At 64.0% G+C, this 20,393-nt stretch carries 19 protein-coding genes; 4 read left to right on the plus strand and 15 right to left on the minus strand.

The genetic code is table 11. The annotated features are described in order from the left end of the window. Nucleotides 1-2 precede the first annotated feature (2 nt). The 3 genes from XH98_RS21950 to XH98_RS21960 form a co-directional block, all read right to left on the minus strand. Entirely contained in the window at nt 3-932 is a 930-nt protein-coding gene (locus XH98_RS21950) for an aspartyl/asparaginyl beta-hydroxylase domain-containing protein (RefSeq protein ID WP_271619904.1), read from the minus strand. Between the two features lie 141 nt (nt 933-1,073). Then, nucleotides 1,074-1,229, minus strand: coding sequence for a hypothetical protein (locus XH98_RS21955; protein WP_162832013.1), 156 nt, complete (start codon nt 1,227-1,229; stop codon nt 1,074-1,076). A 153-nt stretch (nt 1,230-1,382) separates the two neighbouring features. Next, nucleotides 1,383-2,306 (minus strand): LysR family transcriptional regulator, encoded by a 924-nt coding sequence (locus tag XH98_RS21960; RefSeq protein WP_271619905.1) that lies wholly within the window; start codon nt 2,304-2,306, stop codon nt 1,383-1,385. Between the two features lie 204 nt (nt 2,307-2,510). Between XH98_RS21960 and XH98_RS21965 the strand changes: the two genes are divergently transcribed. Next, entirely contained in the window at nt 2,511-3,221 is a 711-nt protein-coding gene (locus XH98_RS21965; RefSeq protein WP_271619906.1) for an SDR family NAD(P)-dependent oxidoreductase, read from the plus strand. 20 nt (nt 3,222-3,241) lie between these two features. Then, nucleotides 3,242-4,537, plus strand: coding sequence for a YbfB/YjiJ family MFS transporter (locus tag XH98_RS21970; protein ID WP_271619907.1), 1,296 nt, complete (start codon nt 3,242-3,244; stop codon nt 4,535-4,537). Here the strand turns inward: XH98_RS21970 and XH98_RS21975 are convergent. From XH98_RS21975 to XH98_RS22000, 6 genes are all read right to left on the minus strand, one after another. Beyond that, nucleotides 4,499-5,125, minus strand: coding sequence for a phasin family protein (locus tag XH98_RS21975; RefSeq protein WP_271619908.1), 627 nt, complete (start codon nt 5,123-5,125; stop codon nt 4,499-4,501). The genes XH98_RS21970 and XH98_RS21975 overlap by 39 nt on opposite strands. Next, nucleotides 5,094-5,753, minus strand: a complete 660-nt coding sequence (locus XH98_RS21980; protein WP_271619909.1) for a ParA family protein — start codon at nt 5,751-5,753, stop codon at nt 5,094-5,096. Before XH98_RS21980 ends, XH98_RS21975 begins: the two co-directional genes overlap by 32 nt. Before the next feature lie 140 nt (nt 5,754-5,893). Next, nucleotides 5,894-7,354, minus strand: a complete 1,461-nt coding sequence (locus XH98_RS21985; RefSeq protein WP_271619910.1) for a flavin-containing monooxygenase — start codon at nt 7,352-7,354, stop codon at nt 5,894-5,896. A 161-nt stretch (nt 7,355-7,515) separates the two neighbouring features. Then, entirely contained in the window at nt 7,516-8,937 is a 1,422-nt protein-coding gene (gene ahcY, locus XH98_RS21990) for an adenosylhomocysteinase (protein ID WP_271619911.1), read from the minus strand. Between the two features lie 73 nt (nt 8,938-9,010). Beyond that, nucleotides 9,011-10,207: a methionine adenosyltransferase gene (gene metK, locus XH98_RS21995; protein WP_057749239.1), complete on the minus strand. Its 1,197-nt coding sequence runs from the start codon at nt 10,205-10,207 to the stop codon at nt 9,011-9,013. 61 nt (nt 10,208-10,268) lie between these two features. After that, nucleotides 10,269-11,624, minus strand: a complete 1,356-nt coding sequence (locus tag XH98_RS22000; RefSeq protein WP_057749242.1) for a hypothetical protein — start codon at nt 11,622-11,624, stop codon at nt 10,269-10,271. Nucleotides 11,625-11,787: 163 nt separating this feature from the next. Between XH98_RS22000 and XH98_RS22005 the strand changes: the two genes are divergently transcribed. Further along, a complete protein-coding gene (locus XH98_RS22005; RefSeq protein WP_271619912.1) occupies nt 11,788-13,518 on the plus strand; it encodes a caspase family protein in 1,731 nt (576 codons plus the stop codon). 193 nt (nt 13,519-13,711) lie between these two features. On the opposite strand, the gene XH98_RS22010 is transcribed toward XH98_RS22005, so the two are convergent. The 6 genes from XH98_RS22010 to XH98_RS22035 all read right to left on the minus strand — a co-directional run bounded on the left by XH98_RS22010 (nt 13,712) and on the right by XH98_RS22035 (nt 19,538). Beyond that, complete coding sequence (locus tag XH98_RS22010; protein ID WP_271619913.1) at nt 13,712-14,830, minus strand: cobalamin-independent methionine synthase II family protein; 1,119 nt, start codon at nt 14,828-14,830, stop codon at nt 13,712-13,714. Nucleotides 14,831-14,851: 21 nt separating this feature from the next. Then, nucleotides 14,852-15,568 (minus strand): ABC transporter ATP-binding protein, encoded by a 717-nt coding sequence (locus XH98_RS22015; protein ID WP_271619914.1) that lies wholly within the window; start codon nt 15,566-15,568, stop codon nt 14,852-14,854. Further along, nucleotides 15,561-16,316 carry an ABC transporter ATP-binding protein gene (locus XH98_RS22020; protein WP_220003106.1) on the minus strand — a complete coding sequence of 252 codons (756 nt, stop codon included), beginning with the start codon at nt 16,314-16,316 and terminating at the stop codon, nt 15,561-15,563. Before XH98_RS22020 ends, XH98_RS22015 begins: the two co-directional genes overlap by 8 nt. Next, entirely contained in the window at nt 16,313-17,341 is a 1,029-nt protein-coding gene (locus XH98_RS22025; protein WP_220003107.1) for a branched-chain amino acid ABC transporter permease, read from the minus strand. Before XH98_RS22025 ends, XH98_RS22020 begins: the two co-directional genes overlap by 4 nt. 8 nt (nt 17,342-17,349) lie before the next feature. Then, the gene (locus XH98_RS22030) at nt 17,350-18,219 is read right to left on the minus strand and encodes a branched-chain amino acid ABC transporter permease (RefSeq protein ID WP_220003108.1); all 870 of its coding nucleotides are present in this window, start codon (nt 18,217-18,219) and stop codon (nt 17,350-17,352) included. A 134-nt stretch (nt 18,220-18,353) separates the two neighbouring features. Then, entirely contained in the window at nt 18,354-19,538 is a 1,185-nt protein-coding gene (locus XH98_RS22035; protein ID WP_220003109.1) for an ABC transporter substrate-binding protein, read from the minus strand. Nucleotides 19,539-20,060: 522 nt separating this feature from the next. Between XH98_RS22035 and XH98_RS22040 the strand changes: the two genes are divergently transcribed. Further along, on the plus strand, nt 20,061-20,345 hold the full coding sequence (locus XH98_RS22040) for a hypothetical protein (protein WP_220003142.1): 285 nt from the start codon (nt 20,061-20,063) through the stop codon (nt 20,343-20,345). Nucleotides 20,346-20,393 lie beyond the last annotated feature (48 nt).

A 20,393-nucleotide genomic window follows, 5' to 3' on the forward strand; every position in this document is an offset into this window, starting at 1 on the left:
ATTCAACGCAGCGCCGAAAACACGATGAGTCCGAGCACCAACGCTGTCAGCGAATATTTCAGCGTGTAGTAGACGTTCCGGTTCCACTCCTTGACCTTGCGGCTGCCGAGATGGATCTCGTAGAGCTTGCCGAATACCTTGTTGAGCGCGCCGACATGCTCGCCATCGACGTTCTGGGTCGCCGACGCCTTGACGATGTGATGGCTGACCCAGCGGTTGATCGCGGTCATGAAGCCGTACTTCATCGGGCGCTCGACGTCGCAGAACAGGATGATGCGATTGACGTCGGTCGCATTCTCCGCGCTATGGATGAAGGTTTCGTCGAACATGAAGGCTTCGCCGTCACGCCAGACACATTCGACGCCGTCGACGAGGATGCGGCACTTGTTCGAGTTCGGCGTGACGAGGCCGAGGTGGTAGCGGAGCGAGCCCGCGAAGGGATCGCGGTGGGCACCGAGCTTGCCGCCCGGCGGCAGCATCGCGAACATCGCACCGTGCACGCTCGGGATCGACTTGAGCAGCTCCACCGTCTTCGGACACAGCGCGTTCGCCGAAGGCAGGAAGTCGTCGTACCATTTCAGGTAAAACCGCTTCCAACCGCTCTTGAAGAACGAATAGAAGCCCCAGTCATTGTTCTTGGCAGCGGCGCGGATGAAGCCCTCGTCGAACAGGCGCACCGCCTCGTCGCGGATGGTCTCCCAGTTCTCGCTGAGCGGCTTCAGCTCCGGAAACTGCTCGACCGAGATCACCGGCTTGTTCGGCACCGCCGAGCCCGCATACATCAGCACATTGTAGGGCGCGAGGTAGGTCGAGTGATCGCCGAGCTGGCGCGCAAAGCGCAGCCGTTGTTTGCCGCGGAAGTGAACGTAAATCGTCGATGCCACAAGCACGTACAGAATGACAAGTTGCGGCGCAAAAAGCTGTTTCAGCATTTCCCCAATCCCGAGTGACCCAGCCGGGGTGTCGTGTAACCCGCGGGGCCCCCAGCGGCAAGATATTCACCGGGGGTTGCGGTCACGCTCGGGAGAGGTTCGGGATGGAACGGGGGCGAAAACGGACCGAAACGAGCCGAATCACGCCCGGGACAGCGCCTGCAGACCTTTGAAAGTCAGGCGCTTGGGATCGGTGACGCCGGCAAGATAGAGCCGGCGAATGAATGCAATGACGGCTTCGCGGTCACAATCGGTCAGCGCCACAACGGCGTCGACCGCGATCTTCTGGGCTTCCATTGGGCTCACCTCGGGCTTGCGAGTAACCCCGGCCGAGACAGGCTAGGACCCATCCGTTAAATCGGCGTTAACCGTTCGGGAACCATCGCCGATTCAGCCGGGCGGCCGCATACGCAAAACAACGCATTGGCGGTCGCGGCGTGGCCACGATCTCTAGCGCGCACCAAGACTCTTCTTGAGCAGTGCAAACTGCTTCCTGAGCCGGGGGACTGCGAAGTCGGTGAAAGCCCGCACCTTCGGCACCGAGAGGCGACCCTGCGGGCAGATCAGGTGAACCGGCATCTCGGGGTCCTCGTCACCAGCAAGCACGATCTCGAGCTCGCCGCGCGCGACCTGCTCGGCGACCTGATAGGAGTACATTCGCGCCACGCCGCGCCCGGCGACGGCGGAAGCCACGGCGGCATAGGTGCTGTTGACCGTGAGACGAGGAGTGAACCGGACCGTGCGGGCCGCTGACGAGTTTTTCGGGGGCTTGAAGGTCCATGAATTGGGCAGATGGGCCATCGCCACGACCTGATGCTTGGCAAGGTCGCCGGGCTCTTCGATCCGCGGATGTTGCATGAGATAGCGCGGAGCTGCCACGACGACACGGCGGACCTCGCCGATCCGCGTCGCCACCATCGCCGAGTCCGCCAGCGGACCGATGCGAAGCGCGACATCCACGCCTTCGTCGATGAGATTGACCGCGCGGTCGAACAGCAGGAGCTTCGCCGACACGGTCGGATAGGCGTCCAGAAACGCATCCAGGATCGGCCGCAGCACCATCTCGCCTGACACCACCGGAGCGGTGATCGTCAGCAGGCCGCGCGGCGCGGTACGCGGGCCGGCTGCGATGTCGTCGGCTTCTTCCAGCTCGACCAGCACGCGGCGGCAGACCGCGACATAGCGCTCGCCCTCCTCGCTCAGCTTGATTGATCGCGTCGTCCGATGCAGCAGCTCGGCGCCGACCCGCTCTTCCAGAAAGGCGATGGCGCGGCTGACCGCCGCCGGCGAACGACCGAGCTTTCGCCCCGCGGCGGCAAGGCTGCCCTCATCCACCGCAAGGACGAACACCTTCATTGCATCCAGACGATCCATGCTGTGCCGCGGTCCTTCTGAAATTCCCCGGCAAGCTAGGCGTTTGCCACAACCGCGACAACTGCCGCGAGGCGCCGGCACGGCATTCATACGCGCCGCGAAAGAGTGTCTGCCGGACAGCGCGCATTCGCAGCTGGCCCGCCGCGGCCTATGTCGGAGCTGAAGCCGGCGATTGCTGGCACGGATCAACAACAGGAGCCCGTCATGGGTATCGAGCAGAAGGTTGCCATCATCACCGGTGCATCGCAGGGCATCGGTGCCGCCCTGGTCCAGGGTTTTCGCGATCGCAATTATCGCGTGGTCGCCACAGCGAGGTCGATCAAGCCGTCAGGCGACGATGATGTTCTCGCCGTCGCCGGCGACATCGCAGACCGCAAGACTGCCGAGCGCGTCGTTGCGCAGGCCGTCGCGCGCTTCGGGCGCATCGACACGCTGGTCAACAACGCCGGCATCTTCGTCGCAAAGCCGTTCACGCAATACACGGCCGAGGACTACGCGGCCGTGATGGGCACCAACGTCGCCGGCTTCTTCAACATCACACAGCTTGCGATCGCCGAGATGGAGAAGCAGGGCTCTGGCCACATCGTCCAGATCACGACGACGCTGGTCGATCAGGCCAATTCGAACGTACCCTCAGTGCTGGCCTCGCTCAGCAAGGGCGGGCTGAACGCCGCGACCAGGTCGCTTGCGATCGAATACGCCAGGCGCGGCATCCGCGTGAACGCGGTGGCGCCAGGGATCATCAAGTCGCCGATGCACCCGATTTCGACGCACGCCCAGTACGGCGCGATGCACCCGGTCGGCCACATGGGCGAGATGTCCGACATCGTTGATGCCGTGCTCTATCTGGAGGGTGCGTCCTTCGTCACCGGCGAGATCCTGCATGTCGACGGCGGCCAGATCGCGGGCCATTGAGCCCGCCCATGAGGATGACAATGACCGAACTCAATGCAAATCCTGGGCGCCACGCCCGGCCGCATCAGCGGCCGAACGCGGCGTCAGAGCCGACCTGGCGATATGCCGTCGCCGGCCTCTCCGCATCGCTGGTCGGGCTTGGCCTTGCCCGCTTCTCCTACACGCCGCTGATCCCGGCGCTGATCGCAGCAAAGTGGTTCAGCGCTTCCGAGGTGGTCTATCTGGGCGCTGCGAACCTTGCCGGCTACCTCGCCGGCGCGCTCGCAGCGCGAGCAGTCGCCGCCCGCATCGGCGCGGTCGGCGCGCTGCGGGCGATGATGCTGCTTGCAACCCTCTCCTTCTTTGCCAGCTCTGCGCCGGTGTCTTTCATCTGGTTCTTCGCCTGGCGCTTCCTGTCAGGTCTCACCGGCGGGATCATCATGGTGCTGGCTGCTTCCGTTATTCTTCCGCGCACCTCGCCCGGCCGGCGCGGCATCGTCGGCGGCGTGATCTTTGCCGGCGTCGGCCTCGGCGTTGCCGCATCGGGCACGCTGATGCCGCTGCTCCTGCAACAAGGCTTGCAGCAGAGCTGGTATGGGCTTGGCGCGCTCTCGGCCGTGCTCACTGCGACGAGTTGGTGGAGCTGGCCTGGCGAGGGCAATTCCGATGTCGCACCCTTGCACCAGGCGAAGCAGCATCACGCCTCGCCTGCCGCCCGTAAACTGCTGATCCAGTACGGCCTCAATGCCGTGGCGCTGGTCCCGCACATGGTCTTCATGGTGGACTTCGTCGCGCGGGGCCTCGGCCAAGGCATCGCAGCGGGATCGCACTATTGGGTGCTGTACGGCCTCGGCGCGATCGTCGGCCCGCTCGTCACCGGCCATCTCGGCGACCGCTCCGGATTCGGACCGGCCTTACGCGCTGCGTTCCTGATTGAAGCGGCGGCCGTACTGCTTCCGACCATCAGCACCGCACCGGTTTCGTTGATCGTATCGAGTGTGGTGATCGGGGGCTTCACGCCGGGCATCGTGCCGCTGGTGCTCGGCCGCATCCATGAGCTCGTCCCGCACTCCGGCGAGCAGCAGCGCTCGACGTGGAGCCACGCCACCACCAGCTTTGCGCTGTTCCAGGCGGCCGCAGCTTACGGCTTCTCCTGGATCTATGCGCAGACCGGCGGCGACTATCTCGTCCTGTTCGCTCTCGGCGGTGGCGCCGTGGTGCTGGCGCTCGCGATCGATCTCGGCTCGCCCTGGTCGTCCCGCGCAGATCCTGAGCGCCATGATGGCAGGCGAGCGGCACTACCTGGCGCTGGGCTTGGTCATCCTTTGAGCAGCTGACCTCAGCAACTCGGTTTGCTCGAGGACCAACTCACATTGTTTTCGTGCATGCGTGGCCGACAGCTCCACCAGCTCCGCCAGCGTTTTTGCACGGCCCAGCTCCTGCGCATACTCCAGGGTCGCGCCAGCATTGACTTTCATCAGTTCGAGCACGACGGCGCGCCACTCAGATGCCGTTCCAATCGCGTCGATGATGTCGCTTCCCACGACGACTGTTCCATTGGCCTCCGATGTCACACCGGCCAGCCGTGACTTTGCGAGGTCATTGGCGTAGTTGAACGTAGCGCTCATGCCGTCCAAGGCGCGGGCTTGATACGCCTTGGCCATATCCACAATGAGATCAGTGGTTGTACTGCCCGGAAGTTGAGGACTTGCAAGGGTGACGCCGGCTTTTCCGTGTACCGGAACGGTCATCGGAGCAGGCTCTTCTTGCACGATCTGCGGCGCATCTTGGGCGACGGCGACCGAGCCCGGTGGCATGGCCAGACCCTCATCGACCGCACGGTTCACTTCCGCCGCCAATTCCAGCAGCGAGCGACGCCCGGCGCGTGCAACATCAGCAGGCCGCTTTGAGCGTGCCTTTCCCATGATCGTCCAACTCTTCCAAGTGCCCCGCGATCCAACCCCACAAACTGCCAATTTCGTCCGAAGCTTTGCCCGCGGGTGCGAACTCAGTGACGCCAAACCCCGCTCCGAGCGCATCCTGGTGATCGTTACGCTGCGCAATAAACGGGAGCGCAAGCGCACCGATCGAGCTCAGCGATGTCGCAGCTTCGCTCAGCCGGCAGCCCCGCGTCGGCGTCTGATTGAGGATGAAGGCAAAGCGGCGGTTGAGCCTGCGAATGGCGATCAGCGTAGGGATTGCGGCTTCGATATCGGCCGGGCTCGGGCGCGCCGGGATGAGACAGAGATCGGCGCAGGCGATGACGCGCATCGCCAGGCTGTTGGTCGTCGCAGCTGTGTCGATGATGGCGAGCCAGACGCCTTCGGCGCTCAGGCGCGCGATCAACGGTTCGATCTCGGCAGGATCGGTAACGCGCTCGACGCAAGGATAGGGATTCTCGCGGCGCTCTTTCCATTTCGAGATCGTACCTTGCGCGTCCGCCTCAATAAGAGCGACGCGCTCGGCGCGCTGCATTGCTGCCACCGCCAGTCCAACGGACAGCGTACTCTTGCCGCTTCCGCCTTTTTGCGTGACCAGGGCAAGGACGTGCATGTCCTGCGCTCCCCAAGGACGGCAACGACGTGGAACTCAGGTGCTGTCGGAAACGAACCTGTTGCAGCGCAAGATACTACCACAAGTCGCGATTCGTCTCAAGCGAACGCGAGACCATCCCGCTATCCTGCGTGGCGCGATCAGGAATACCGCATCACGCCGTCGTCGATCTTGCCGAAGCGCAAGGAAACGATGTCGAGCGCATAGTTCTGATACAGCCGCCACGGTCGCTTCGAGCCCTGCTTAGGCATTTTTGCGACAGAGCGCTGCACATAGCCCGAGGTAAAATCCAGCGACGGCTGTGCGGTGATATCGGGATCGTCATTGTGCGGCATGGCTTGCCGGAAATTGTGCCGGTCCATGTAGTTGATGAGCCGGCAGACATATTCACAAGTGAGATCGCATTTCAGCGTCCAGGACGCATTGGTGTAGCCGAAGGCCGACGCCATGTTGGGCACGTCTGCATACATCATGCCCTTGTAGGTGAGAGTTTTGGCAAAATCGACGGGACGGCCATTGACGCTGACCTCGAGGCCCCCGACGACCTGGAGCACCAGGCCCGTCGCGGTCACGATGATGTCGGCGGCAAGCTCGCTGCCGTCCTTGAGGCGGATGCCATCGGGCGTGAAGATGTCGATCTCGTTGGTGACCACGGCGGCGCGCTTCTCGCGGATCGCCTTGAAAAGATCGCCGTCCGGCACGAGGCAGAGCCGCTGGTCCCAGGGATTGTAGCGCGGCGTGAAATGGGTTGCGATGTCGTAATCCGGCCCGAGCGCAGCCCTCACGCCCGTCAGGATCAGGTCCCTCACCTTCGCCGGCTTGCGCCGGCTGAGCTGGAAGAAGAACATCCCCCACATCACGTTGCGCCAGCGGATCAAATGATAGGCCAGCCGCGCCGGCAAGTTGCGGCGCAGTTTGTTGGCGAGGGGATCCTGCGCCGGACGCGACACCACATAGGTCGGCGAGCGCTGCAGCATGGTGACCTGCGCCGCCGTCTTGGCAAGCTCCGGCACCAGCGTCACCGCGGTCGCGCCGGAGCCGATCACGACGACGCGCTTGCCGGCATAGTCGATATCCTCGGTCCATTTCTGCGGATGCACGATCCGGCCGGCGAAGTCGGCAGCGCCCGCGAATTCCGGCGTGTAGCCCGCTTCGTATTTGTAGTAGCCCGCGCACAAAAACAAGAAATTGCAGGTGAAGCGCACGAGCTCAGCCGCGCCCTCGCCTCCCGCGGGCTCGGCCTCGATGGTCCAGCGCGCGTCACTGGTCGACCACGCCGCGCGCTTGACGCGATGATGGAAGCGGATGTGCTTGTCGATACCGTTCTCTACCGCGGTCTCGCGCACATAGTTCAGGATCTGCGGCCCGCCGGCAATCGCCTTCGGATCGGTCCACGGCTTGAAGGAATAGCCGAGCGTGAACATGTCGCTGTCGGAGCGGATGCCGGGATAGCGGAACAGATCCCAGGTGCCGCCGATGCAGTCGCGCCCCTCCAGAATGACGTAGCTCTTGCCCGGGCACTTGCTCTGAAGATGATAGCCCGCGCCAATGCCTGATAGCCCGGCACCGACGATCAGCACGTCGAAATGTTCTTGTTGCATGGTTTCCTCCGCCGCGCGAGGATTGTCCGCTCGACACCGCTGGGCGTCAATCGGCAATCGGGGCGTGCGGAAGCCACCAAACGGGTTGAATTCCACGGGCCGAAACGACAAAGCCCCGGATCGCTCCGGGGCTTCGCGTTGTTGATCGACAGGCCTGCGGCTCAGTAGCGGTAGTGATCGCTCTTGTAGGGACCTTCCGGCTTGACGCCGATATAGTCGGCCTGGTCCTTGCGCAGCTCGGTGAGCTTGACGCCGATCTTGGCGAGGTGGAGACGCGCGACCTTCTCGTCGAGCGTCTTCGGCAGCACGTAGACTTCCTTTTTGTACTTGCCGTCCTTGTTGTTGGCGAACAGCTCGATCTGCGCCAGCGTCTGGTTGGTGAAGGACGCCGACATCACGAACGAAGGATGGCCCATCGCGTTGCCGAGGTTCACGAGGCGACCTTCCGACAGCAGGATGATGCGGTGCTTGTCGGGGAATTCGATCTCGTCGACTTGCGGCTTGATGTTGGTCCACTTCAGATTGCGCAGACCGGCGATCTGGATCTCGTTGTCGAAGTGACCGATGTTGCAGACGATGGCGCGATCCTTCATCGCGCGCATGTGGTCGATGGTGATGATGTCCTTGTTGCCTGTCGCGGTGACGAAGATGTCGGCGCGGGGCGCGGCGTCTTCCATGGTCGTGACCTCGTAGCCTTCCATCGCGGCCTGCAGCGCGCAGATCGGATCGACTTCGGACACCATCACGCGGCACCCGGCCTGGCGCAGCGAGGCCGCCGAGCCCTTGCCGACGTCGCCGAAGCCCGCGACCATCGCGACCTTGCCCGACATCATCACGTCGGTGCCGCGGCGGATGCCGTCGACCAGCGATTCACGGCAGCCATAGAGGTTGTCGAACTTCGACTTGGTGACGCTGTCGTTGACGTTGATGGCGGGCCACAGCAGCGTGCCGGCCTTCTGCATGTCGTAGAGACGATGCACGCCCGTGGTGGTCTCTTCCGAAACGCCCTTGATGCTCTCGGCGATCGCGGCGAAGTAGCCCTTCGGCTTCTCCTTCAGCTGCTTCTTCAGAAGCGCGAAGAAGACTTCCTCTTCTTCCGAGCCCGGCTTGTCCAGGAACGCGGTGTCGCCCTTCTCGGCGCGCAGACCCAGATGGACGTACATGGTGGCGTCACCGCCGTCATCGAGGATCATGTTCGGATGACCGCCGCCGTGCCAGTCGAACAGTTTTGCGGTGTAGTCCCAGTAATCCTTGAGCGTCTCGCCCTTGACGGCGAAGACGGGAATGCCGGCGGCCGCGATCGCGGCGGCGGCATGGTCCTGCGTCGAATAGATGTTGCAGGAGACCCAGCGGATGTCGGCGCCGAGCGCTGCCAGCGTCTCGATGAGCACGCCGGTCTGGATCGTCATGTGCAGGGAGCCGGCGATGCGCGCGCCCTTCAAAGGCTGTTTGGGGCCGAACTCCTCGCGGGTGGCCATCAAGCCGGGCATCTCGGTTTCGGCGAGCGAGAGCTCCTTGCGGCCGAAATCGGCGAGCGAAATGTCCTTGACGATGTAATCGGTGAAGCCGGGCTTCGCGTTCATTGGGGGTTCCTGTCTGTTTGGCTCGTCACTCCGGGGCGCTGCTGTGGCGGCGCCCCGGAACGACGCAAGAGAACTAGAGCGCGCGCTTCAGCTGCTCGACGAGGTCGGTCTTCTCCCAAGAGAAGCCGCCCTCGTTGTCGGGCGTGCGGCCGAAATGGCCGTAGGCCGAGGTGCGCGCGTAGATCGGGCGATTGAGGTCGAGATGGCTGCGGATGCCGCGCGGGGTCAGGTCCATCGCCTTGGCGGCAGCCTTCTCGAGCTGATCCTCCGACACCTTACCGGTGCCGTGGGTGTCGATGTAGATCGACAGCGGGCGCGCCACGCCGATGGCGTAGGCGAGCTGCAGCGTGCAGCGATCGGCAAGACCGGCGGCGACGATGTTCTTGGCGACGTAGCGCGCAGCATAAGCGGCCGAACGATCGACCTTGGTCGGATCCTTGCCGGAGAACGCGCCGCCGCCGTGCGGGGCGGCGCCGCCATAGGTGTCGACGATGATCTTGCGGCCGGTCAGGCCGGAATCGCCATCGGGACCGCCGATGTAGAACTTGCCGGTCGGGTTGATGTGCCAGATGGTCTTCGGCGTGATCCAGTCCTTCGGCAGGGCCTCGCGCACATAGGGCTCGACGATCTCGCGGACCTGGTTCGAGGTGAGGTCCGGAACCAGGTGCTGGTGCGAGACCACGATCTCGCGCACGCCGACCGGCTTGCCGTTCTCGTACTGCACGGTGACCTGGCTCTTGGAGTCGGGGCCGAGCACCTTCTCCTTGCCGGAGTGGCGGGCTTCCGAGATCAGGCGGAGGATCTTGTGGGCGTAGAAGATCGGCGCCGGCATCAGATCGGGCGTCTCGTTGGTGGCGTAACCGAACATGATGCCCTGGTCGCCCGCGCCTTCTTCCTTGACCTCGCCCGGCTGCAGCGCATCGACGCCCTGCGCGATGTCGGCCGACTGCGGGTGCAGCAGGATCTCGATGTCGCAGGTCTTCCAGTGGAAGCCTTCCTGCTCGTAGCCGATGTCCTTGATCGCGCCGCGCACGACGCTCTCGATCTGCTCGTTGGTCACGGACTTCGGACCGCGAGTCTCACCGGCGATCACCACCTTGTTGGTGGTCGCCAGCGTCTCGCAGGCGGCACGGATCTGCCAGGGATCGATGCCGGCTTTCGGCCCTTCGCGGTAGAACAGGTCGACGATTTCATCCGAGATCCGGTCACAAACCTTGTCCGGATGGCCTTCGGACACGGACTCGCTGGTGAAGAGATAGGACGCGCGCATCAAGAAACCCCTTGTTCCACCGCTACCGGCGGACGTTTGCGATGTTTACAGTTGGATTATGTCAATCACGCCGGCGCGAGATGACGTAGGATTCGTCAAGAAACCAGAGCCCGTTGTACTTCCGCAGCACATCTCTGGCGGCATCCAGAGTGCGGCCGTTTTGAGTCATATCTGTCAACCGGTCGTCCTCAATCTGAGCGACATACACCGCCGCATTCCACGCTGCAAAGGCCGTCGAGGTCCCGATGGTACCCGTCACCTCGTTGGGCAGCGCTTCCATATCATACCTGAAGATCGAACGGTTGTCCGCGTAAGCATTAAAATTTAGGTCGCGGCCCAACGATCCGAGTTCATACTTAACGGCGCGCAATAGCTCATGACGGCTCACCGAGAAAGGGTTTTCTCCGGGCCAGATGGCCTGGATCATTTCCATGCCGGGATCGTGGCCATGAGAGTGGATTCCGATCAGGCGGCCGCCCGGCCGCAACGCCCGCGCCAGCGGTGCAATGATCCGCTTAGCCCGAAAATTGACCGAGGACAGGGCCCGGTATGGCTGGGATGCGATCACGAGGTCGAAATTGGCCTCGGTCTGCCCCGGCCGGGGAATGGTCGAATCGAGCAGGAATCGATGGTCGTCGCGGTAGAGCACGAGCACGACCGGCCGCTCGTAAAGCGGCATTGCCGTACGCGGGCTGATCGCGGCCCGCCAATTCTGCTCCAGGAATGGCCGCAGCTCGGCGATCTGCTGCTCGAACTCGCCCGACGAGGCCCCCCTCAGCGGGACCTCGTGCCAGACGGTGGCCGCGGCTGCAGCAGGCGAGGCCGGCGTCAGCCACGGCGCCTCCGAATAGAACATGTTGGTGAAGACGAAAACCGATGCCGGATGCTCGAAAATGCGGTCCGGCACCTTCTCGAGCGTCAGCCGCAGATCCTCGAGACTAAGCTCCTTGCCGGCAACATAGAACGGCATATGCGGGTAGCGCTGATGCGTGGCGCGCAGCACGCGCGCCAGCACCGTGCCGTCGCCGACACCGGCATCGAAAATGCGCAGCGCCGGCGGGCGCGGATGGATGGTGGACAGCTCCAGCGCCACCCGGTCGGCGATCACCCGCTTTTCGCTGCAGGTGTGGACGAACAGCAGATATTTCTGCCGGTTCTCGAAGAAGCGGAAATTGCCGCGCGGATCGCGCTTCTCCGGGGGGACCTGGAGCCCCCGCGGCGGCGGCAGGCCACCGGTCGTCGATGCCGCGATATAGGCCTGAATCCGCTCCAGCGTGTCGATGGTGATGCGCTTGCCCTCGCGCAGGCGCTGCACGAGCTTCCCATCGTTCACCGCCCGCCGGCCAAACGTCGATTCCGCCATGTCAGCCTTGCGGCAGAACTCGGTGATTTGGCTCAGGATTTCGTCGTTCTTCATCGATGGGCAAGCGGTGGGCAGGAAAGTTGGGACCAACCTCGTAGCAAATTCTGCCCACCGAGGGAATACCGCTGCCTGCGTTACCCCACAGCCGATGACATGCGCGTGAACCCCGACCTGCCGCCGGACAACAAACAAGCACGTCTCCTCGAGGAAACACCCCATGAGCCGCCTGCTCGTCGTGCTCGCTTTGCTCGCCGCGACCCTTTGGTCGGCGCCCTGCTCCGCCCAGTCGCGCAGCCAGCTGGGGCCGCTCTGCACCACCGAGACCACGCCGGCAGACCAGATGGTCGACGCCTGCACCAAGATCATCGCCCTGAAGGTTTTCAAGGGCGGGCAGCTCGCGACCGTCTATTTCTGGCGCGCGGTGGGCTGGAACAAGAAAGGCGACTACGCCAAGGTCATTGCCGACACCACCGAGGCGATCCGGCTGCAGCCGAGCCAGGCGGTCTACAACCTCAGGGGCTCGGCCTATTTCGACAAGGGCGACTACGACATCGCGATCGCCGATTTCGATGATGCGCTAAGGCTCGGTCCGCCAAGTGGCATCATCTTCCACAACCGCGGCAATGCCTGGCGCGGCAAGGGCGACTACGCCAAGGCGATCGCCGACTACGACATGGCGATCAAGGCGGATCCCAGGTCGGCGTTCTCATTCCAGAATCGCGGCATCTCCAAGGAGGCGCTCGGCGATCTGGACGGCGCGCTCGCCGACCTCAATCAGGCGATCCGGATCGACCCGACGCTGCCGCAGCCGCTGATCCAGCGCACCGCGATCTGGCGCGCCAGGGGCGATCTCGATCGCGCGATCGCCGATGGCACCGAGGCGATCCGGCTGGCCAAGGACAAGCCCCCAGCCAACATCATGACGCCGCCGAACAGCGTGCTGATCTCCGGCTATGCCCATCGCGCGCTCGCCTATGAGGCCAAGGGCGACTACGCGCATGCCCGCGAGGACTACAACGCGTCACTGGCGATCACGGCCTCCGACGCCGGCAGCAAGGCGGTCCAGGCAACCGCAAAGGTGCGGCTGTCGCTGGTGACCGACGCAGCCGCGCCGATGCCGCGCGATGCGCCACCGCCGCCGACGCAACCGGCGGCAGCGCCAGCCCCGCAGCGGACGGGCGCGGCACCGGCGCCTTCTCCTGCGCCCTCGCCTGCACCGGCCGTTCGCGGCAGCCGCATGGCGCTCGTCATCGGCAACGGGGCCTATGCCCATGTGAAGGCGCTGCCCAATCCGCCCAACGACGCGCGCGCGGTCGCAAAGAGCCTGCGCGACATCGGCTTCACGGTATCGGAGGGCGTCGACCTCGACCGCGCCGCGATGCAGAAGATGACGCGCGACTTCCTGCGCGAGGCCGCGCGGGCGCAGGTGGCCCTCGTCTACTATGCCGGCCACGGCGTGCAGATCGACGGCCGTAACTATCTCATTCCCGTCGATGTCGCGCTGAAGCCAGGCAGCAGCATGACCGAGGCCATGATCGACATGGACACGATCATGGCGGGCCTAGACGACCAGGTTCGCACCAACATTTTGATCTTCGATGCCTGCCGCAACAACCCGATGGCGCAGCAAGTCGCAAGCGCCGGCAGCAGTCGCGGCATCGAGGGCGCGTCGGGCCTCGCCGCACCGTCCAGTCTCGGATCCGGTGCGACGCTGGGGGCCGGCACGCTGATCGCGTTCGCAACCGCGCCCGGCCAGGTCGCGCTCGATGGCGAAGGCGCCAACTCGCCCTTCTCCGCGGCGCTGTCCCGTCATCTCGGCACGCCGGGCCTCGAAGTGCAGCAGATGCTGACGCGGGTGCGGGCCGAGGTGGTGTCGGCCACGAAGAACAAGCAGGTGCCGTGGTCGAACTCGTCGCTGCTGGGCGAGGTCTATCTGGCGGAGAAGTGAGGCTGGCGGGCTGAAGTTGAATGTCGGCTATTCGCCCAACACTCAGGTGTCATCGCCCGGCCTGACCGGGCGATCCAGTAATCCGAAATAGTTCTGATTGAATCGATGGGCCGCGGCGTACTGGATTCCCCGCCTTCGCGGGGAATGACAGTGAGTGTGAGGTGAGGACTCGGCGTCACTCACGCATCGAGGCTTAGTTGCCCCACACTTCCTTCGCGATCTCGACCGCAAGGCTCAGCTTGGCCCACTGCTCTTCCTCGGAGAGGATGTTGCCCTCTTCGGTCGAGGCAAAGCCGCACTGCGGCGACAGCGCGAACTGCTCCAGCGGCGCGAACTTGGCGGCCTCTTCAAGTCGACGCTTGATGTCGTCCTTTTTCTCGAGCTCGCCGAACTTCGAGGTGATGACGCCGACCACGACGACCTTGTTGCCCCTGGGCAGGAAGCGCAGCGGCTCGAAGCCGCCGGCGCGGTCGGAATCGTACTCCAGGAAGTAGCCGTCGTAATTGGTGCCGGCGAGCAGGGTCTCGGCCACGGGCTCGTAGCCACCCGAGGAAATCCAGGTCGAGCGGAAATTGCCGCGACAGACATGCGTCGTCACCACCATGTCGGCAGGCTTCTCGGCCAGTGCATAGTTGATGATGCGGGAGTAGATCTGCTGGAGGCCGTCCGGATTGTCGCCGCGCTCACGCGCCTTATGCAATTCGTCCTGCGAGCAGAGATAAGCCCAGACGGTGTCGTCGAACTGCAGATAGCGGCAGCCCGCGTCGTAAAATGCCTTCACGGCCTTGCGGTAGGTCTTGCCGAGATCCTCGTAGAAGGGCTCGAGGTCGGGATAGACGTCCTTGGAGATCGACTTGCGGCCGCCGCGGAAGTGCAGCACGGCTGGCGAGGGGATCGTCATCTTGGCGGTGACGTGGGCCTGGTCGGCGACCTTTTTCAGGAAGCGGAAATGGTCGAGCATCGGGTGATTGTCGGGGAAATCGAGCTTGTCGATCACGCGCACTGCGTCGTGACGGGTCTGCACGCCCGCGAACTGGATGCCGGTATCGGGGTGGAACAGCTCGCAGCCGGTGAGCTTGGCCAGGAAGTCGAAATGCCACCAGGAGCGGCGGAATTCGCCATCGGTTGCGAGCTTCAGGCCGATCGAGGCCTGCTTGTGCACGACCTTCTCGATCTCCATGTCCTCGATCTTGCGCAGATCGTCGGCCGAGATCTCGCCCTTCTCGAGTTTCGCGCGTGCGTCCTTGATCTTGGCAGGGCGCAGAAGGCTGCCGACCTCGTCGGCACGGAAGGGGGCTTTGGTTCGCTGCATTCTTGAACTCCCGAGGATTTTCTAGTGGGCCGCCGCCCCAGCGACACCGAGGTGACGCTCCAGGACCGACGGGTCGGCCTTCAGGGCGGCGCTCGGGGCGTCGTGGACGATCGTTCCGCGCTCCAATATCACAACACGGTCGGCGAGCCCCAGAATCTTTTGCGCGTTCTGCTCGACGATGATCGAGCAGATGCCGCCGGCCCGGGTGATGGTCCCGATCGCCTTCAGCAGCTCCTCGACGATGATGGGGGCGAGGCCCTCGGTCGGCTCGTCCAGCAGCAGGACCTTGGGGTTGAGGGTCAGCGCGCGGCCGATCGCCAGCATCTGCTGCTCGCCGCCGGAGAGCTGGTTGCCGAAATTGCTGCGGCGTTCCTTCAGCCGCGGGAACATCTCGTAGACCTTCTCGACGGTCCAGGGACCGGGCTGCGCCACCGCGGTCATGTTCTCCTCCACCGTCAGCGAGCGGAAGATGTTGCGCTCCTGCGGCACCCAGCCGATGCCGGCACGCGCCCGCTGGTCAGGCCGCAAGCTCGTGACGTCGGTGCCGGCGAGCGCGACCGAGCCCGAGAAACGGCGGGTGACGCCGACGATGGAGTTGATCAGCGTGGTCTTGCCGGTGCCGTTGCGCCCCAGCAGCGCCAGCACCTGCCCCTCGGCGAGGCGCAGCGACATGTTGGGCAGCACCACCGCCTCGCCATAGCCGGCGCGAAGCTGGTCGATTGCGAGCAGGTCAGACATTGACCGCCTCCTCGCCGAGATAGACCGCCTTCACCTGCGGATCGCGCGCGACTTGCTCGGGCGCCCCTTCAGTCAGCAGCGCGCCGGAGACCAGCACCGAGATGCGGTCGGCAAACGAGAACACGAGGTCCATGTCGTGCTCGATCAGCAGCACCGTGACGTCGCGCGGCAGGCTGCCGACGACAGCGAGAATGTCGTGGCGCTCGCTCTCCGGCACGCCGGCCGCGGGCTCGTCGAGCAGCAGCACGCGCGGCTTGGCAGCGATCGCGACCGCGATCTCGAGCAGGCGCTGCTTGCCGTAGGGCAGCTTTACGGTCTGCTCGTTCATGGCATCGAGCAGATGGAAGCGCCTCAGGAGATCGGCGATCTCGCCGTTGACGTCGCTGCGCGTGCCCATGCGCCGCCACCAGTCGCCGCCATGGCCGAGGCGCTCGGAGACGGCAAGGCCGATGGTCTCGAGCGGGGTGAGATCAGGATAGAGCTGGTTGATCTGGAAGGTGCGCGACAGGCCGCGCAGCACGCGCTTGTGCACCGGCAGATCGGTGATGTCCTGGCCTTCGAGCAGGATGCGACCCGAATTCGGCTTGAGCACGCCGGTGAGCTGGTTGATCACCGTGGTCTTGCCGGCGCCGTTCGGTCCGATCAGCGCATGGCGGGCGCCCTGCTCGATCCTGAGCGAGAGGTCGCGGGTGACGCGCAGACCGCCAAAGGTCTTTTCGAGGTTTCGGGTTTCGAGCGCGATGGTCATGCGTCGCTCTCCGGCACTGTCACGACCGCCTTGCGTCCCGCAATCTGCTTGATCAGCAAATTGGGCAGGAACAGCACGCCGTAATGCAGCCGCTGCCGGCCGACCAGCACGATCACGACCAGCACGAGCCCGATCCAGAACTGCCAATATTGCGGGGTGATGGTGGAGAACACTTCCTGGAGCATGCGGAAGATCACGGCGCCGATCAGCCCGCCATAGAGATAGCCGGTGCCGCCGATGACGAGCACCAGCATCAGGTCGGCGGAGCGGTCGAAGGCGAACACGTCGAGCGAGGCGATCGCGGTGGTCTGGGTGAACAGCGCGCCCGCAATGCCGGCATAGAACGCCGCAAGTGTATAGATCGCGATCAGGCGGCGGTTGACGGGGATGCCGATGGCCGCTGCCCGCAGCGGGTTGTTCTTGATCGCGCGCAGCGACAGGCCGAACGGAGAATGCACGATGCGCCGGGCCAGCAGGAACAGCACGAACAGCACGGCCAGCGAATAGAAGAAGCCGGCCTTGCCGAACATGTCGAACGGGATCTCGCCAAGGATCGGCTGCATCTCGATACCCTGAAGGCCGTCGGTGCCGCCGGTGATGTTGGAGAAACGTTCAGCGAGCGCCTCCAGCAGCAGCGCGATGCCGAGCGTCACCATCAGGCGCGTCAAGTCGACGCCGCGGATCACCAGGAAGCTTGTGGCAAAGCCGAGCACCATCGCGGCAAGGCCCGCCGCGATCAGCGCCAGCACCGGCTCGTTGATGATGCCATGAAGCGCAAGAAGTCCTGCGGCATAGGCGCCGACGCCGAAGAAGGCGGCGTGGCCGAGCGAGACGATGCCGGCATAGCCGAGGATGAGATCGAGCGAGATCGCAAACAGCGCCAGCCGCAGGATGTCGGTCATGATCAGATAACGCGAGGGAAACAGAAAGCCGCAGGCGAGCACGACGAGCCAGAAGACGGCCTCGCCATAGTGCCAGCGCGCCTGCCGCTGGGCGTGATAACCGACGTCGGACGAAGCGCTCATCGGCAAGCTCAACGCGCGGCCGTGCGGCCGAACAGGCCGTTCGGGCGCCAGATCAGGATCACGATCATCATGGTGTAGATCACGAAGGGTCCCATCTTCGGCACATAATATTTGCCGGCGACGTCGCCGATGCCGAGCAGCAGCGAGGCCAGGAACGGGCCTGTTATCGAGGAGGAGCCGCCGACGGTGACCACGATCAGGAAGTAGATCATGAATTTCAGCGGGAAATATGGATCGAGGCCGAGGATCTCGGCGCTGAGCGCGCCGCCAAGGCCGGCAAGCCCGCAGCCGAAAGCAAAGGTGAAGGCGAACACCTGCGGCACGTTGATGCCGAGACCGCTCGCGGCACGGGGATCATCGACGGCGGCGCGCAGGCGGCTGCCGAAGCGCGTCTTGGCCAGCACCATCTGCAGACCGATGGTGAGCAGGCCGCAGATCACGATGATCATCAGCCGGTAGCGGCCAATGCCGACGCCGAACACGTCGAACTGACCTTGCAGGGCAGCCGGCAGGTTGATGAAGACCCTCGAGGAGCCCTGGATGTAGTCGACAGCCGCGACCGACATGAATGTCAATCCGATCGTGAACAGCACTTGGTCGAGATGGCCACGCGCATAGAGGTGGCGATAAAGCGTGCGCTCGAGCACGATGCCGATCACCGCGGACGAGACGAAGGCGAGCGGCAGGGCCGCGAAGAAGGGCCAGCCGTGCTGGTTCACCAGCAGCATGCAGACATAACCGCCGGCCATGGCGAAGGCGCCATGGGCGAGATTGACGAAGTTCATCAGGCCCAGCGTGACCGCGAGCCCGCAGGCGAGCACGAACAGCAGCATGCCGTAGGCCACGCCATCGAACAGGTTGGTGAGGATTGAGGTCATCGAGACTGGATCGATCCTGATAGACATTCGTCATTCCGGGGCAGCGCGCAGCGCTGAACCCGGAATCTCGCTTCAACAACTTCGAGATCCCGGGTTCGCGCTAAGCGCGCCCCGGGATGACCCGCTTTCGCGGGTCACTTCTTGGTCTTGCCGAGATCCTTGACGGCCTCGAAGACCTGGAACTCGACATTGTAGAGTTCGCCGTCAGACTTCGACCTTGCGACCCTGCGGATATAGATATTCTGGACGATGTCGCGGGTCTCCGGATCGATCGAGATCGGGCCGCGCGGGCTCTCCCATTTCTGACCCTTCATGGCTTCGACCAGCTTGGTGCCGTCGGTGTCGCCCCCCGTCTTCTTCAGTGCCTCGTAGATCAGGTGAATGCCGTCATAGCCGCTGACCGCCATGAAGCCGGGACGGCTGTTGAAGGCCTTCTTGTACGCCGCCACGAAGTCCTTGTTCATCTGCGAGGGATGGGCCGCGGAATAGAGATGTGCGGTCACGGTGCCGATCACGGCGTCGCCCATGTTGTTGAGGAGATCGTCGTCGGTGACGTCGCCCGGCCCGATCACCTTGATGCCGGCCTTGTCGAGGCCGCGCTCGGCATATTGCTTCATGAAATTGCCGCCCTGGCCCGCCGGCACGAACACGAAGATCGCGTCGGGCTTGGCATCCTTCATGCGCTGGAGGAACGGCGCGAAGTCAGGATTTTGCAGGGGCACCTTGACCTCTTCGACCACCTCACCGCCACCGGCAGTGAAATTCTGCTTGAAGAAGTTGAGCGCATCGTTGCCCGGCGCGTAGTCGGAGGTCAGCGTCGCCACCTTCTTGATGCCGTTCTGCACCGCCCAGTCGCCGATGATGGTGGAGGACTGCGCCAGCGTGAAGCTGGTGCGCACGATATAGGGCGAGCGCTCGGTGATGATGGAGGTGCCCGCTGCCATCACGATTTCCGGAATCTTCGCTTGCGTGGCAAGCGGCGCAGCGGCGAGCGCCGCCGGCGTGACGCCGAAGCCGGCGATCAAGTTGACCTTGTCGTTGACGATCAGCTCCTGCGCGGCGGTCTTGGTCTTGTCCGGGATCGCCGCATCGTCCTTGACGATGATCTCGACCTTCTTGCCTGCGACGGTTTCGCCGTTCTGCTGCATGTAGAGCTTGATCGCGTTCTCGATCTGCTTGCCGGTCGAGGCCTGGCCGCCGGTCATCGGCAGGATCAGGCCGATCTTGACGGTGTCTTCCGCCTTGGCCGGTGAGAGGCCCGCAAGGCCCGCGATGGCGGCAATGGCAGCCGCCCGAGAAAACGTCTTGTGTTCGAACATCAGATGTCCCTCCCCTTCATTCCCGCGGTGGACCGAGTGCCCCGATCCTTGCCTCACTTTGACCCGCGCATGCGCGATATCGCGCGCCACATGGCGTCTTTCGGGCCGTCATTGTCAATCGGACGTTTGGCGACCATTCGGCGCAATGCCCGCGCGTTCGGTTAACCAAGATTGGAAGCGATGTCGCGGTTACGTCAGGTAACCCGAGCCCCCGAGTTCGCTCCATTTCATTTGTACGATTGTACAAATGAAATGGAGCTGTCAACGAAAAAGCCCTCGCGCCAGCCAAGCAGATTGTCGCGAGCCGACGGCTGCAGTCTAGGAATGCGTCCGTCGGCGTGGATGGAGAATTTCGTCTTTCATTTGCAGAATCCGGACATCGGTGAGAGCCGATCCGCCGATATCATCCAGGTATTTTTATACCTATCTCGAATAAGCCTATTTTACCTTGTTGAAGGCTACCGTTCCGACAGCGCCGCTCGTCCGGCGCCCGGTCCCTCGTCCCGATTGCTGCACCCGACCATGTCCAGACGTTTCCGTTTCATCGTCTCCCTGCTCGCGCTCGCCGCGGGCCTGTCCGGCTGCGGCACGGTCAACGAAAAGCTCTCGGCCGGCATGGGCGACTACATCCCGCAATGGGCCGGCGGCCTGCCGGCGGATGCCCCGCCCCGGCCGGGCACGCCGCAATACGACGCCTACATGAAGGAACGCGAGCGCAAGCGGCTGATGCCGGCGGCGGATCGCGACAAGGAAGAGCAGGCGCAGAAGGGCGCGACCGGATCCACGTCGGGCGAGGCGGTGCACTGAGGTGGCGAATATGCGCCCTTTTCTATTCGCCTAATCGCCACTCACCAT

The organism is Bradyrhizobium sp. CCBAU 51745 (assembly GCF_028128715.1).
GTDB classification, from domain to species: Bacteria; Pseudomonadota; Alphaproteobacteria; order Rhizobiales; family Xanthobacteraceae; genus Bradyrhizobium; species Bradyrhizobium manausense.